The 14001-nt window shown below is 41.6% G+C and carries 16 protein-coding genes; 10 read left to right on the top strand and 6 right to left on the bottom strand.

Annotated elements, in window-relative coordinates; all coding sequences use genetic code 11:
* Positions 1 to 148: 148 nt before the first annotated feature.
* Both C942_RS10460 and C942_RS10455 read right to left on the bottom strand, forming a co-directional pair.
* Positions 149 to 781 (bottom strand): SDR family oxidoreductase, encoded by a 633-nt coding sequence (locus C942_RS10460; protein ID WP_007465462.1) that lies wholly within the window; start codon positions 779 to 781, stop codon positions 149 to 151.
* A gap of 165 nt (positions 782 to 946) precedes the next feature.
* Positions 947 to 1435: an acyl-CoA thioesterase gene (locus C942_RS10455; protein WP_007465460.1), complete on the bottom strand. Its 489-nt coding sequence runs from the start codon at positions 1433 to 1435 to the stop codon at positions 947 to 949.
* A 329-nt stretch (positions 1436 to 1764) separates the two neighbouring features.
* Here C942_RS10455 and C942_RS10450 point away from each other — a divergent pair, with 329 nt between their 5' ends.
* Positions 1765 to 1962 (top strand): hypothetical protein, encoded by a 198-nt coding sequence (locus C942_RS10450; protein ID WP_157372608.1) that lies wholly within the window; start codon positions 1765 to 1767, stop codon positions 1960 to 1962.
* Between the two features lie 125 nt (positions 1963 to 2087).
* Here the strand turns inward: C942_RS10450 and C942_RS10445 are convergent, their stop codons facing one another.
* Complete coding sequence (locus tag C942_RS10445) at positions 2088 to 2906, bottom strand: hypothetical protein (RefSeq protein ID WP_036799610.1); 819 nt, start codon at positions 2904 to 2906, stop codon at positions 2088 to 2090.
* Positions 2907 to 3292: 386 nt separating this feature from the next.
* On the opposite strand from C942_RS10445, the gene C942_RS10440 reads away from it, so the two are divergent.
* The 4 genes from C942_RS10440 (at position 3293) to C942_RS10425 (ending at position 7056) form a co-directional block, all read left to right on the top strand.
* Positions 3293 to 4021, top strand: a complete 729-nt coding sequence (locus C942_RS10440; protein ID WP_007465453.1) for a nitroreductase family protein — start codon at positions 3293 to 3295, stop codon at positions 4019 to 4021.
* Positions 4022 to 4103: 82 nt separating this feature from the next.
* Positions 4104 to 4610 carry a hypothetical protein gene (locus C942_RS10435; protein ID WP_007465451.1) on the top strand — a complete coding sequence of 169 codons (507 nt, stop codon included), beginning with the start codon at positions 4104 to 4106 and terminating at the stop codon, positions 4608 to 4610.
* Positions 4611 to 4777: 167 nt separating this feature from the next.
* Positions 4778 to 5317, top strand: coding sequence for a heme NO-binding domain-containing protein (locus C942_RS10430; protein ID WP_007465449.1), 540 nt, complete (start codon positions 4778 to 4780; stop codon positions 5315 to 5317).
* A 2-nt stretch (positions 5318 to 5319) separates the two neighbouring features.
* Positions 5320 to 7056: an ATP-binding protein gene (locus C942_RS10425; RefSeq protein ID WP_007465447.1), complete on the top strand. Its 1737-nt coding sequence runs from the start codon at positions 5320 to 5322 to the stop codon at positions 7054 to 7056.
* 16 nt (positions 7057 to 7072) lie between these two features.
* Here C942_RS10425 and C942_RS10420 read toward each other — a convergent pair whose 3' ends face one another.
* A complete protein-coding gene (locus C942_RS10420) occupies positions 7073 to 8254 on the bottom strand; it encodes an amino acid aminotransferase (protein ID WP_007465445.1) in 1182 nt (393 codons plus the stop codon).
* Between the two features lie 250 nt (positions 8255 to 8504).
* Here C942_RS10420 and C942_RS10415 point away from each other — a divergent pair, with 250 nt between their 5' ends.
* Together C942_RS10415 and C942_RS25330 are read left to right on the top strand one after the other, a co-directional pair.
* Entirely contained in the window at positions 8505 to 8816 is a 312-nt protein-coding gene (locus tag C942_RS10415) for a DUF3081 family protein (RefSeq protein ID WP_007465443.1), read from the top strand.
* Positions 8817 to 9150: 334 nt separating this feature from the next.
* Positions 9151 to 9318 (top strand): hypothetical protein, encoded by a 168-nt coding sequence (locus C942_RS25330; protein ID WP_007465441.1) that lies wholly within the window; start codon positions 9151 to 9153, stop codon positions 9316 to 9318.
* Between the two features lie 90 nt (positions 9319 to 9408).
* Here C942_RS25330 and C942_RS10410 read toward each other — a convergent pair whose 3' ends face one another.
* Positions 9409 to 9807 carry a VOC family protein gene (locus tag C942_RS10410; RefSeq protein WP_036799608.1) on the bottom strand — a complete coding sequence of 133 codons (399 nt, stop codon included), beginning with the start codon at positions 9805 to 9807 and terminating at the stop codon, positions 9409 to 9411.
* Between the two features lie 556 nt (positions 9808 to 10363).
* Between C942_RS10410 and C942_RS10405 the strand changes: the two genes are divergently transcribed.
* Both C942_RS10405 and C942_RS10400 read left to right on the top strand, forming a co-directional pair.
* Positions 10364 to 11044 (top strand): response regulator transcription factor, encoded by a 681-nt coding sequence (locus C942_RS10405; protein ID WP_007465437.1) that lies wholly within the window; start codon positions 10364 to 10366, stop codon positions 11042 to 11044.
* Positions 11041 to 12351: a sensor histidine kinase gene (locus C942_RS10400; protein WP_007465434.1), complete on the top strand. Its 1311-nt coding sequence runs from the start codon at positions 11041 to 11043 to the stop codon at positions 12349 to 12351. Before C942_RS10405 ends, C942_RS10400 begins: the two co-directional genes overlap by 4 nt.
* Here the strand turns inward: C942_RS10400 and C942_RS10395 are convergent.
* Positions 12308 to 12718 carry a GtrA family protein gene (locus C942_RS10395; RefSeq protein WP_051035788.1) on the bottom strand — a complete coding sequence of 137 codons (411 nt, stop codon included), beginning with the start codon at positions 12716 to 12718 and terminating at the stop codon, positions 12308 to 12310. The two genes, C942_RS10400 and C942_RS10395, sit on opposite strands and share 44 nt — an antisense overlap.
* A gap of 284 nt (positions 12719 to 13002) precedes the next feature.
* On the opposite strand from C942_RS10395, the gene C942_RS10390 reads away from it, so the two are divergent.
* Positions 13003 to 13914, top strand: coding sequence for a DUF368 domain-containing protein (locus tag C942_RS10390; RefSeq protein ID WP_036799603.1), 912 nt, complete (start codon positions 13003 to 13005; stop codon positions 13912 to 13914).
* Positions 13915 to 14001: the final 87 nt, after the last annotated feature.

Raw genomic sequence — 14001 nt, 5'->3', positions numbered from 1 at the left:
CAATCTGAATGACTAATAATGAATCTCTTAAAACTGTTCTGATAATAGACTCAAAGCTTACAACCTATACCACTAGGGAAATAACAGGCCATTACAAACCAACCATAGCCAATTGTATAACGGCCCACTTAACTATATAAAATTGGCTTTAATAACTTAGAGTCGGGTCAACACAGGCATAAATTTGATGAATTGATGCATCGTCATTGAATAATTCGAAAGTCAGACGTGCAACTTCAGACCGAGTAATCAATCCATGAACTTCCCTCCCCTGAGAAAGTTCACCGTGCTCAGTAATGTCTCCGTCTTTCAGGCCGCCAGGTCTTAAAATAGTGAAATCTAAACGACTGCTTTGCAACCATGATTCAGCTAAGCCCTTCTCTCGCACCGCTTGACCAAAAACTGCTTTAGCACGTTCAGGTAGCGTTGCCCATGAATCTCCACATCCCAACGATGTCACCATTAAAAAACGCTTGATACCTTTTCCTTCCAAAGCATCAATCAGGTTTCGATGACCGAGGTAATCTACCGGCTGACTTGTCTTAAAACTACCCATCGTTGAAATGACCCAAGCTTCTTTAGGTGTTTTTGCCAGAACCGCCTCGATATCTTCTGTGTTCAGGGCATCACCTTTCACAACTGACGCACCGGTTTCTATCAACTCTTGAGCCGCTGAAGGATCTCTGACCATAGCAATTACTGGGTTATCCATACTTCGATAATACTTAGCAATCGCTAAACCAAGGCCACGACTAGCACCGAATACAACTATAGTGTTCATTTAAGTTCTTCTGAAGAGGTTAATGCGAGTAATTATTATTACCATTGATGTTGATATAAACAAGTTCTTTATTAATTTAGTAGTAAAGTCAACGCACTCACCTTTCTATCTAAATCAATCCTTAATTGTGTCCCTCATAACGCTCCAAAGCGATATAGCTAGTAGTCACTTCTTCAGGTACTTAACATGCGCTTCCATTTCTTCTCCGATTTGCTTTCGCATATTCATCAATTTAACTGCTGAATCATGAAGTTGCCTGTCTTCTTCCGTAACAGGAATCCACTCTGGTATAGATGTCGGTTTACCCTGCTCGTCGACAGCAACCATAATTACAATACAATGAGTTGTCAGGCGGTTATCAAGCGTTTTCGGGTCACTTGCCTGAACATCAATCGCAATGTGCATTGACGTTTTTCCAGTAAAGATGACTTTAGCGCCAACCTCGACCAGGTTACCTACATGGATAGGTTGTACAAAGCGGATTCCTCCAGCATATACGGTGATGCAATACTTGCCACTCCATCCTGCTGCACAAGCATATGCCGCAAGGTCGATCCATTTCATCACTGCTCCACCATGCACTTTACCACCAAAGTTCACATCACCTGGCTCAGCAAGAAATCGTAGTGTGACTTCACGTTGACCACTGCTCATAAATTTAATCCCAATATTATTAATGTCTCATAATAATGGTAGAAGCTTTTAGATCAAACACACTAAACAGCTAATAAATAGGCCTTTATAGTAACTTGTAATAATTTACGTAATTAAGCCAGACATGACCAAATAACGCAATATCACTAAATGACTGTCTTATCAGCCATATGCCTGATTATTTAATCATTATCAGAATATTCTCACTTATTAATTACTCTATAATTCAAACAATTAATTAAGTTGTCCTTGTCTCAAAAATAAGAAAAATGTCTAAATAACTTCACAACTATACTCTTGGTACCCTTTATGGGTGATAAACGGAGGATATGATGATTACACGTGATCCTAAAAATGAACTTTGTCGCCAATTAGAAAGAGCCAAAGACGACCTTGAGTTTTCCCTCTATATTGCCACTGACTGTGCAAGGCAAGGAAGAGCAACTCTGACTGATAACCAATATGACGAAATCAAGAACAACTTTGATAGTGTTGCTTCTGTATTAAATACTATAAAAAACAAATAGTAATGTATAAGCCTCAAAATCCCTGAGGCTTATTAAAACTAAGGCTAATTAACTTCGGAATTCATCCTATCCATTTATAAAAAGCGCCCTGTGAGCTTGGCGCTTAAATAAAGAAGAAAGAATTATTATTCGGTATAATCTGAAGGTTGCTCCAACTGCTGCTGTAGCTCCTCAATACGTTTATGTAAGCCGTCCTTCTCGGCTAATAGTTTTTCCTGTGTGGCTGTCATAGCCTCAATTCTTGCAACCATTTTTTCTGCATCAGCTTGTTGTGATTTGTAGTCTTGCAATACCTTGCTCAGTTCAGCTCTTATTTGTTCATTCTGCTCCTGAAATGAATCAGCCTCTGACGCTTTTTGAGCGTATCTCTCCGCAGTTTCATCAACCTCTAATTTTAATCTGCCAACCTCATCGCTACTACTCTCAAGTTCTGCTTTCAGCTTACGCTGTGCTCGCTGAGCTGCTAGTCTTGCTTTCTTCTCTTTATCAAGTTCAGACAATCGTTGTAATAGTTTATCTTCGTTATCTGATACGCTTCTTGTTAATGCATTAAGTTTGTTGCTGAGCTTTTTTTCTGCTTGAACAAATTCTTCGCTCTGCTCCTGAATCTTATTTGTAAGCTCTTTTTCAGCAAGTGTTTTTATACCCATAAAGACTCGCCAGGTCTCAAGAGCTGATCGACTTGTATAATCCATAACATCAAAAGGAAAACATAATCCTTCTTCTGATAATCGGCTAATATGCATTATACGATTATCAATCTGTTCTAATATCTCACTAGCTTGGTTGTATCCCCCCTCAATAAATTGTCGGGCGTAATTTACTGATACACTCTCAGCCACCTTTCCTAATAAACTAAGAGTCTGCACCTGGCTGATGTAATCATCACCAGACTGCAGTAAAAATGACGGGATATAAATACTTTTATTTGGTTCAACATCCATTTATTGATCTCCCTGAAATTTATAAAAACCATACAAGGTATTAGACTAAATTTGCAGCTATAGCGTGTAAATTTTCAGAAATTTCGAATGTTGTCCAATAATATACTGCAAACAAATACTCTCCAGTTGCAAAATCAAACTACAACCCTGAAGCAGACTTAACACCAGAGCTTTTTTCTGTTCAGCCTGCTGCAGCACAGCCTGACAAAATTCACTTTCATATAACAGTGCATTTTTACGACTGGATAGTGATGTAATTAATGACAAATGAAGAAAACAAAGCTGATGAATGTAATCATCTAAATCTACCCCCTCGCCAGCAAAAAAATATGCGGTCTGTGTTATGATCGGACGAAAGCCATGTTAATTACGAAATAAAGTCACCGATGTCAGATACTCAGCATTTATTCAAAGAACTTATTCATTCACGTCGTTCGGTCAGAAAATATGACCAGAACACGGAATTTGATCACAAAGCTGTTGAGCGTTCACTGGAGTTAGCCGCACTTTCACCTAACAGCTCAAACATGCAACTTTGGGAATTCCACCGCGTGATCAGTGAAGACAAACGCCAACAACTCGCTGAAATCTGTATGGGCCAAAATGCCGCCAAAACAGCAAATGAACTCGTTGCCTTTGTTGTTACTCCATATAAATGGCAGGGCCGGGCTGAGATGAATGCAGCAAAGATCCGTAAAGCGTTTGACGGCAGAGAAGATGCGACGGCTAAGCGAGCGCTAAAATATTACGAAAAACTCATTCCCTTTGTTTACCGAAACGATAAATTCGGCCTTTTCGGTTTTGGACGGAAAATCCTGAGCAATATCCTAGGACTCAAAAGGCCGATGCTGCGCGAAGTAACCAAAAGCGATCTCAGAGTTTGTCTGCATAAAAGCAGCTCTCTGGCTGCTATGACATTCATGACGGCAATGCGTGCTGAAGGTTATGACACCTGCCCGATGGAAGGATTTGATTCGAAGCGAGCGAAAAAACTACTCGAATTGCCAAAAGATGCCGAAATCACCATGATTATTGGATGCGGTAAACGCACCGAAGAAGGAATTTATAGTGAAAGGCACCGAGTAGATAACAAGGAAGTAATAATTAGTCATTAATTAACCACTTAACTCATTCCCCCATACCTTCCCTCGATTAATTCAGGTAAGGTGTGGGTAAAACCAATAAAGAACAGATGATATGCAGTCACAGATTGAACAACTCATCAAACTAAAAGACACCTGGATGGCCAGCCACGTTACTGAAGCGGAATTTCCAACACCGCTTAGCCAAAAAGGACTCGCCCTTTACCAGTCTCAGCAACAATCAAGTGAGCTGATATCTTCCGTTCCCGATAATTCTGCTCTTTCCCTTTCTGTTTATCCCGTCGACTGTCATCCGCTCACTATTCGCTATTCTGTTGTACTGTCCAGTAAGTGGGAGTCAGAATCCGATAAAGAAGCCATGCTTGAATATCTGACACAAATCATGTTCGAGGAAGACTCACCAGCCCGATTGTTCGTCGGTTTTTTTAAAGGTAAGCCAGCAGCATGCGGCATGATTTTCCAGTCGGAAGATGACTTAACGCTTATCACTGATGTCCATGCCCTGCCTCTTAATAATCAACAAGACCTGATCTCTGAAATGGAAAAGCAACTGTTTAAGATCGCATCAAGCGAGAAACAAACAGTTGCGCTAAACCGTTAATAACTAAGTGCCAGTTTTTGGACTGTATTTACACTCGCGAAGTCTGGCACTTTCAATACCTTCCCCACAAACCACTCACTTTAAGCCTTTCTTTGTTAAAGAATTTTGACTCATCATCATTCAGTTACCATACTAAATTTAAGTAACGGTGGATAAAGGAAAGTGATGTGAAAGGAATCATTTTTACTGAGTTTTTAGATATCGTTGAAGAAGCATTTGGGCTGGATATCTGTCAGGAAATGCTTGATAAGGCTGAAGATGAAGGTATCTATACAGCTGTAGGAAGTTATGATCACCGCGCACTGGTGAAGTTAATCATTACACTGAGCAAAATCACCAATGTTCCGGCGGAACAACTACAGGAAATCTATGGTGAAGCCGTTTTTTTACGTCTTCTGAAAACCCTGCCGGCAATGGACCCACCCCACCAAGATACTTTCAGCTTCATCCGGAGCGTTGAAGACCATATTCACACAGAAGTCAAAAAACTGTATCCGGATGCGACGCCTCCTCAGTTTGACTTTATCACCCAAACTTCAACCAAGATGATCATGGACTATAAATCAGCACGCTGCATGTCGCATGTCTGCCTTGGTTTAATTAAAGGGTGCGCTAAACATTTCTCGCAGGAACTTAAGGTAAGCATGGAGCCCATGAACAAATCTCAGAGCCATGTAAGATTTAACCTTAGCCTGATTGCGGAGTAAGCATGATGGAGCTGGAACGGCGCATTGAACTGTTGGGAAAAAAACTAGAACGTGAAAAAGCCGCAAGGAAAGATGCTGAAAAGCTGCTTGAAGTAAAGAGCTATGAGTTATTCAATGCCAAAAAGTTGCTTGAGAATTCTCTGGAGAAACTGAAACAAAAATCAGAGACAGACTCCGAGCTGCTCGCTTATCAGGCGAAGATTGAAACCATGTTGGTCGAATATGGCAGGCTTTTCCTGAAACATCCGCCCTCAAAACCGTTAATACAGGAACTGGTCGACAGCTTGATCGACAGTATTTCAGTAACCGCCTGCTGCATTGATATTTCATGCACACCTGATGTTGGGATCAATACAAGTTATACTTCAGGACGTCGCCAGAAATGGGCTCGTCCTGAACAGTTAGCAACAACAAAAACATTCTGGGACCAAACTGAAGGCATTCTGTGGATTTCTCTCGACAGCGAAAAGACAATATCAGGATTTTTTGCTGTAAGAATAAAAGCAACACGTTCCTGGCAGCAAACGATAAAAAAACACATCACTATATTCTGTGAAATGATCAGGGCTTCTATTCGTAGACAACTCACGTTAGAAGAAGCCATTGAGGCCAGAAGAAGGGCTGAGGCATCTGAGCTGGCAACCCGCGACTTCCTGGCAATGATCAACCATGAATTACGTACTCCTTTAAATGGTGTGTTGGGTTCTGCTGAGTTACTTGAAGACACCCGTTTGACACAACAACAGCATAAGTTGTTGAATACACTTAATCACTCTGGTGAACTGCTGCGTGCAATCATCAATGACCTACTGGACTACAGTAAAATCAATGCTGGAATGCTGGAGCTGATAGAAAAGCCTTTCAATTGCCATAATATGGCTAAAATGCTCGAAGATATTTTTCACCTGAGGGCATCTGAAAAACGGCTTGATCTGAAAATTAGTTGCAGTAATAAAGTACCTCGGTGGCTTATCGGCGACGAAGACAGAATCAAGCAAATTTTCGTAAACCTGATTGGCAATGCCATAAAATTTACGGCTAAAGGACACATCAGCGTTCACCTCGACTGGCAGGAAGAAAGGCTGGTATTTAGTGTTCAGGACTCAGGTTGCGGAATAGCGAAAGAAGAACAAAATAAACTATTCAAACCTTTCAGTCAGGTCGATCTTTCGAGTAAACGCAGCCATGAAGGCACCGGACTCGGACTCGCTATTTGTAAGCAGTTATCGGAGCAAATGAAGGGGGAAATTCAGCTAGACAGTGACTATGGTAAAGGAACCACGTTTACTGTTTCCCTGCCCCTGCCAATTCATAATCAAAATGTAGATGACTACGTTAAAACCAGTCAATCATCTCAAAGCCTCAATAACTTGAATGTTCTGGTCGTCGAGGATCTAAAGACAAATCAAATGCTCATAAAGCTCATGCTGAGCAAACTGGACATACTCCCGACCATTGCAGATAACGGTCAACAGGCACTGGACATTCTGAGTAGCGAGTCATTCGACGTTATCCTGATGGATTGTCGAATGCCTGTGATGGATGGCTACTGCGCTACGCGTAAACTCCGAAAAGGCGGATACGCTAAACCCATTCTGGCACTTACCGCAGGTACAACATCCGCAGAACGAGAAGAGTGTCTGGCAGCCGGTATGGATGATATTCTATGCAAACCATACCAGTCTCAGGAACTAAGAGAAATGCTCGAAAAATGGGGAGCAAAATACTCCCCAAGTTAATTATTCCGTATAAATGTCAATTTGATACAGCGATCAGTGCCTTTGCCAAGTAATCCATTTGCTGCTCTTGCAGGGCGGCAATGTTGATTCGTCCATCCCCCACCGCATAAATACCGCACTCATCACGTAAGCGAGCTACCTGCTTCGGGCTCAACCCTGTCACCGAGAACATTCCTTTATGGTGCTCAATAAAATCAAAACCATCTGAACCCTGAGCTCTTACTGCTTTGACCAAGCCAGAGCGTAAAGTCAAAAGACGCTGATTCATTTCATTAAGCTCTTTCTTCCAACTTTGTGTTAGCGCGTCGTCGGCCAGAATTGTCGCCACCAAAGCAGCACCATGATCCGGTGGCATCGTATAAGTAGAACGAGCAAGAGTAAGAATTCGTCCTCTCGCTTTCTGGGCTTGCCTCAGGCTATCTCCAACCACTATTGCGGCACCGGTACGCTCGCGGTATAAGCCAAAGTTTTTTGAACAAGAAGTCGCAATAACCATTTCTTCAACATTATCAGCCATATGCTGCAAACCAGCTGCATCTTGCTCTAAACCATCACCAAAGCCCTGATAAGCAATATCGACAAATGGCATGAAACCGTTTTTATTTGCCAACTCAGTGATCGCCTGCCAGTCAGAAAACGAGATATCTGCACCTGTTGGGTTATGGCAGCAACCATGAAGCAAAACAACATCTTTCGGACCTGCTTCTTCCAAAGCATGAAGCATTGCTTCACTATTGACCTGTTTAGTCACACGATCAAAGTATGGGTAATACTTCACTTTCAGTCCGGCGGCTTCCATTACCGGCTTATGATTCACATAACTGGGATCAGAAATCCATACCGTCGTTTCAGGCTGTGCCAAATAAATAAGATCGGCCAGCATACGAAGCGCCCCACTAGCTCCCGGAGTCTGAACAGCGGCAGCTCGGCTGTGAGCTGAAGTTCCGATCAACAACAAATCCATCATTGACTGATTAAAGGCTTCATTGCCGGCAAGTCCGACATAAGACTTGGTAGTTGAACTATCTAAAATCTGTTGTTCCGCCAGATGAACGGCCTTCATGATCGGTGTTACGCCGTCACTGTTTTTATATACACCGATTCCTAAGTCCATTTTCTCGGTACGAGGATCGTCTCTGTAAGCGATCGATAAAGATAAAATCGGGTCTTGTGGTGCTTCAGTTAACTGCTTAAACATCGAATTAATTCCATTTAGCCTTACTTCATAACTTCAAGCTATCACTTACTTTCCAAAAAATCACGCTTAGATAAACAAAAATATCAACACCAGTACTGCTTTTTTTCATCAAAAATGAGAGCTATATCAGATAGAAATATTGATCGGCATTAACATTTCAGCAACTTTGCTTGCAGCTACCTATGCAAAGCCTAAATTTAATTATGAAGGGATTTAATGACTCATCACTTTGAAATGGGTGGAGGTAGAGATGAAAAATAGTGTAGATATTCGCACAGTACTGAGTGTTTATGAAAAAATCAAAACTCAGGGTGTACCAACTACTAACGGAATGAAGCTGGAAGATGTGACATGTACAGAAAACCCTGACGGTTATTATGTTAATCTTGCCGATAATAATGTCAGCTTAGACATCAATTTCCATAATACTTATCACTTCCATACGGCTAATGAAGACCCCGAAGGGATCATCAATCAAACTACCGCTGACTTTCACAATAATAACGAAGCACAGATCCAAGAGTTCCTTCATAAGTTGATGGAGATAGATAAAAGATACTAGGCCGCCCAGCAGCCATAGGTTAATTGACAGCCTCAAAACACCCACTATATAACCTGTATTCATCAAACCGGGCTGTATTATAACCACAGCCCGGTAACAGTTCTCTCATCCTTTTACAAAACAGCAAATTAGCTAACATTTTTACAGTTAACTGACAAAGCACTTTTTGAAAATCAATAACCTGTTGCCATCAAGAAAACATGGACAAAACCTAATCACATGCTGTTCAGTTTACATTCATAATGACATCGGTATCGTCATAACTGCAATGAAGCTTCTGAATATCTGACATGTATTAGTCACTGTTTCTGGCAATAATCAGGAAGTGGGCAATATGAATACTAAAAACCTTAACACTAAAGAACTTGATACAGTCATTGCTGCTTTAGGTGAATGTTATCGGCGTCTGAGAGCCGCCAAAATGACAGCCAAAGAATTATCGCAAGACGGATTTACGCTGATGTTTAAGTCCGCCTATGACAGCATGGCTAAACGTATTTAACGATTAATACGTTAGCTATAAACACAACACATACAAAAAAGCTCAGGAATAACCTGAGCTTTATATTTCGGTCATTAGTGGCAGTTTCGACTAGCGATCCCAATCCATATTCTGCAGCACCAATCGATAGCCATCAACGTCTTCAAATGTTTTACCAACATTTTCCCAATAAGGGTTATTAGACTCAACAACTTCAAAACCAGCATCAATCATATTACGGCATGCACGTTCCCATACACGGCTGCAATCAATATAAAACACCAACAAATTATCCTGAGTTGAAGCTTTCCCGACTGTTTTACCATGCTGATGAATAAATTCCAGGTGATATGCATGTTTCTGATGGCCCAAAACAACGCCATCGAAGCCATCTCGGTCTTTGAACTGCTTGAGCATTTCAAAACCCAGCGCTTTGCTGTACATAGATGTTATTTGATGAAGATTGTCGGTAGGTCTGACAACACGTAGTGTCGCGTCTCTAGGTATCATGGGCTTATCATCCTTTGAAAATAATTCCGCAGCGATAATCACTTACTTTTATATGGGTTAATTTTGAATTTGTATTCTTTTCCCTGTGACGGACGTGTCGAATCACACGTCAATATACGCAAGGTTGAATATCCATATACTTTCACAGCTATTCAGCACATCGTCAAGTCATTAGATAATTTAATCCAGCATCCGTACTGTATTTGTTGTCCGATGCACACTTTCGCAAAGTAAAACAACTTTTATTGAGCATATTTTATTCCCTTACATACACCATTTTGCTCGAACGAAAATTTATTGGTTATCAATCAACTGGTAAAAAACACAAAATATCTTATGAATAATAATGTTAGTTTTGAGCAGACATCCGGCTCAGGCTGAACCTGGCCGGAAAAAGTATAACTTTTCGTTTCAATAAAAATATCCCGAGGAACGCTTATCATTCCAGTGAACAATCCTATTAAAACGGTATCGCAAAAAGGTCATTGACATTTTTTTCACGCCCAAATGTGCCATCATGTGACTAAATTTTTGTTTGATTACAGCCAGAACTGCTATGAAACTACTCCTTGTTGAAGATCATCAGGATATTGCCGGCATCATCTTTGATTTCTTTGAGATGAAAGGATATACACTTGATTACGCCAACAATGGCCAACACGGTTATGAACTGGGCTGTGATAACTTTTACGACCTCATTATTCTTGATGTGATGCTGCCGCGAATGGATGGCTTCACAGTATGCCAGAAACTAAGGGAACATGGCGTTGATATCCCTATTCTGATGCTAACAGCACGTGATACTCGGGAAGATACGTTGGAAGGTTTCTCTCAAGGGGCGGACGATTATCTGGTAAAGCCGTTTGACCTTGAAATTCTTGAGGCAAGAATCAAAGCACTGACCCGCAGACGCCATGGTAATACAGCAAACACTGTTTTAACGTTTGACAAACTGAAGCTGAATTTAAATGAACATACCGTCAGTCGCGATGATTGCTGTTTCTCCCTCAACCCCACTCTGTTTACCATTCTCAAACTAATGATGATGAGAGCGCCCAAAGTCGTTCCTAAAGAAGAGATCATTTCAGCCTTGTGGGGAGATGATGAGCCTGAAGGCAATGTATTACGCAGCCATATCTATCAGTTAAGAAACCAGATAGACAAACCGTTTAAGCATTCCTATATCAAGACTATTCCCAAAGTTGGCTACCAGCTTATTGCCGAGGAAGATAAGTGAGCAAAGATAAAAACATCAAAGGCAAAACATTTAAAAGCGCAAAGCAACTAACCTTTACCTATTTTTCGATTGTTGCTTTCGCCATCATTACCATTCATTTTACTTTACTCGACGCCACTCTGGAGGACTTTGAACAACTCAATGCCAATAATCGCATCAACCATGCTAAAAGCATTGCTCAAGAAGTCTTTAATGATAACGATATTCAGGATTTGGCTATCCCTCCTTTTGTCCATGCGTACCGAGATAAAAAACTGCTCCCGACTCACCTGAAAATCCCACCTGTTCTGAAAATCGATAAAGTGATCGAGTTGAAAAGACAGTCAATCGATGACACGGAATACTTCCTTATGGAAACAATCATGAAGATAGGAAATAAAACAGAGATCGTTTATTTTCTCTACTTCGATGATATTTATGAATCAAGTGAAGAACAGATCATCCGGACCCAAGCACAGCATTTACTTATTTCGGTAGTCCTGATCATCATAAGTCTGGTTGTCGTAAGAAGAGTAGCTGATCGCCTGAACAGCCCGTTATCACAACTGGCCGATGAACTTGAAAACAGATCTGTAAACAACCTATCTCCAATCACGCCCCCCAATGGCATTCTTACCAAGGAACTTATTCAACTAGTTGAAAGTTTTAACAATTATTCTGAACGGATTCAAAATCTGATTGAGCGTGAACGCTCATTTAACCGCTATGCAAGCCATGAATTGCGTACTCCACTTATGGTTATGAAAGGAGCCATCTCTTTACTTGGTCAGTCAGATAACCCGGCATTCATCGAAAAACAGCGGCAGCGCCTGTTGCATGCAACCAATGAAATGAACGATTTCATCTCTACCTTGCTTTCTTTAACTAAAGAAGAGGACATCAGGACGCTTACTTCACGCAAGCTGACGGTGGATGAACTAAATGCTATCGCCGCTGAGCATAGTCACCTACTTGAAGGAAAGCAGGTTAAATGGGAGGTGGAATTATCAGGGCAAGCTCTGGTCAAAGCCCCTGAAACTACATTCAAAATTCTGTTAGGCAACCTAATAAAAAATGCTTTCGCCTGCACAGAAGAAGGCAACGTAATAATTAAAGTAAAGCCAGAATCCATTCAGGTTATCGATACTGGAATCGGCCTGGACTCAAAGCCAAGAGGCGTTGAGGGTTATGGACTGGGGCTGCTGATCGCCAGTGATATTTGCCGGAAATATGGCTGGCAGCTCAGCCATAAAAACAATGAGTTCGGTGGATGCACCGCTGAAATCATGCTTCAGCCAGACGAAACACCCAAAGCTCAGACAGAATAAAATTAGTCAGCATCCCGAGAAGAATACCGGGGATCATGGCTACATAGGGCCAGAATAGCGCAACATTCTGGCCTGTTATGTTTTCAATCATGGTTGGCTCAAACCACTCCAACAACATCCAATAACATCCCCAGTTAGGCAAGAAACTGAAACAGACACAGAGGAGAAACTTCAGCCACTGCATCACGGGGGTTCTTTTTTCAGCATCTCTGAACGTAAAAACCCGGTTACACCACCAATTTGACGTAGCCGCAATCCAAAAAGAACCTGCGCGAGCAAACACAAAAGGCACAATAGATGAAAACAATGCCAAAGCCATCACATCAACAATAAAACCGGCACCTCCAACGAGGGCAAATCTGATCATCCTGTACTTCATTACTATCCGGGTGTCCCCATACCTTTCATAAACAGACGCTCAATGGTATGAAGCTTTAAGTCAAAAAAAGGTAGAACCAGATATAAAACAGCAATCAACTCTTCAGGTTTCCTCCAGGCGGGCAGAAACAATAAGTAACTAATAACAATGATATAAATTGCTGATTTGATGCTATATTCGGCTACAAATCAGCAAGCAATACACTTTTTTCACTTCGACAAGTTATAATGCTGCCCAAATCTGACATTCATCTTTGAAGTACACGGGAAACCATGAGTAGAGTTTTTACCTTTCTGAAAGGCATGGCAATGGGTGCCGCTGACGTTGTTCCCGGCGTTTCAGGCGGAACCATTGCTTTCATTACCGGAATCTACGATAAACTGCTAGAAAGTATCCGTCGCGTAAATCCAAGCCTGATTGGGATCATTAAAAAAGACGGACTGAAAGCCGCCTTTAATCATGTTAACGGTACATTCCTGATCCTATTACTGTCCGGTATTCTGACCAGTATCTTTACTTTGGCTCGCTTTATCACTTGGATGTTGCATAACAACCCGATCCCTCTATGGTCCTTCTTCTTTGGATTGATCATCGTTTCCGTAAATCACATGTTTAAACAAGTGAAACAGTGGAAAATTAATCGGTTTGTATCTGTCCTGGCCGGCGCTTTTTTCGCGTACGGAATCACTGTGCTTCACCCACTGAACCTTGAACCGACTACATTTAATATCCTGGTTGCCGGTTCAATAGCCATTTGCGCCATGATCCTGCCGGGCATCTCTGGCAGCTTTATCTTGCTTCTTCTGGGGATGTATAGCCCGATTCTGGCCGCAGCTAAATCTGTCGACATTATTACGCTGGGCACATTTGCTACCGGCTGTGTGATTGGTCTTCTGACGTTCTCTCACCTGCTTTCATGGGTACTTCGTAACTACCGCGATATCGCACTTACTTTTCTGACCGGCCTAATGCTTGGAACTCTGACTAAAATCTGGCCGTGGAAAGAGACTCTGACATGGCGCATCAACTCAAGCGGTGAACAGGTACCACTACTGGAGCGAAACCTGTCTCCACTTACATTCGAACAAGTAACAGGTCAACCTGCATTGCTGGCCTATGCCATCGCTGCAATGATCATGGGTATTGCCCTTGTCTGGGGACTTGAAAAACTAGCTGATAAATAAAAACCTTATTCCTTGCCCTGAGATATTTGGGGCAAGGCATTCTCCGAACATCCCTCTCCTTCTCACTTCTTTTTGCTAATTGATTGA

It is taken from the genome of Photobacterium marinum, from assembly GCF_000331515.1.
In the GTDB taxonomy this organism is placed as follows: Bacteria; Pseudomonadota; Gammaproteobacteria; order Enterobacterales; family Vibrionaceae; genus Photobacterium; species Photobacterium marinum.
Note: the sequence above shows the minus strand (reverse complement) of the source record. Positions and strands in the feature narration are given on the sequence as shown.

Coding starts and splice junctions, on each gene's coding strand:
- C942_RS10445 (WP_036799610.1), bottom strand. CDS start 2,906: ATGGATGTTGAACCAAATAAAAGTATTTATATCCCGTCATTTTTACTG.
- C942_RS10435 (WP_007465451.1), top strand. CDS start 4,104: ATGCAGTCACAGATTGAACAACTCATCAAACTAAAAGACACCTGGATG.
- C942_RS10440 (WP_007465453.1), top strand. CDS start 3,293: ATGTCAGATACTCAGCATTTATTCAAAGAACTTATTCATTCACGTCGT.
- C942_RS10415 (WP_007465443.1), top strand. CDS start 8,505: ATGAAAAATAGTGTAGATATTCGCACAGTACTGAGTGTTTATGAAAAA.
- C942_RS10455 (WP_007465460.1), bottom strand. CDS start 1,435: ATGAGCAGTGGTCAACGTGAAGTCACACTACGATTTCTTGCTGAGCCA.
- C942_RS10460 (WP_007465462.1), bottom strand. CDS start 781: ATGAACACTATAGTTGTATTCGGTGCTAGTCGTGGCCTTGGTTTAGCG.
- C942_RS10420 (WP_007465445.1), bottom strand. CDS start 8,254: ATGTTTAAGCAGTTAACTGAAGCACCACAAGACCCGATTTTATCTTTA.
- C942_RS10395 (WP_051035788.1), bottom strand. CDS start 12,718: ATGATCAGATTTGCCCTCGTTGGAGGTGCCGGTTTTATTGTTGATGTG.
- C942_RS25330 (WP_007465441.1), top strand. CDS start 9,151: ATGAATACTAAAAACCTTAACACTAAAGAACTTGATACAGTCATTGCT.
- C942_RS10390 (WP_036799603.1), top strand. CDS start 13,003: ATGAGTAGAGTTTTTACCTTTCTGAAAGGCATGGCAATGGGTGCCGCT.
- C942_RS10405 (WP_007465437.1), top strand. CDS start 10,364: ATGAAACTACTCCTTGTTGAAGATCATCAGGATATTGCCGGCATCATC.
- C942_RS10425 (WP_007465447.1), top strand. CDS start 5,320: ATGATGGAGCTGGAACGGCGCATTGAACTGTTGGGAAAAAAACTAGAA.
- C942_RS10450 (WP_157372608.1), top strand. CDS start 1,765: ATGATGATTACACGTGATCCTAAAAATGAACTTTGTCGCCAATTAGAA.
- C942_RS10410 (WP_036799608.1), bottom strand. CDS start 9,807: ATGATACCTAGAGACGCGACACTACGTGTTGTCAGACCTACCGACAAT.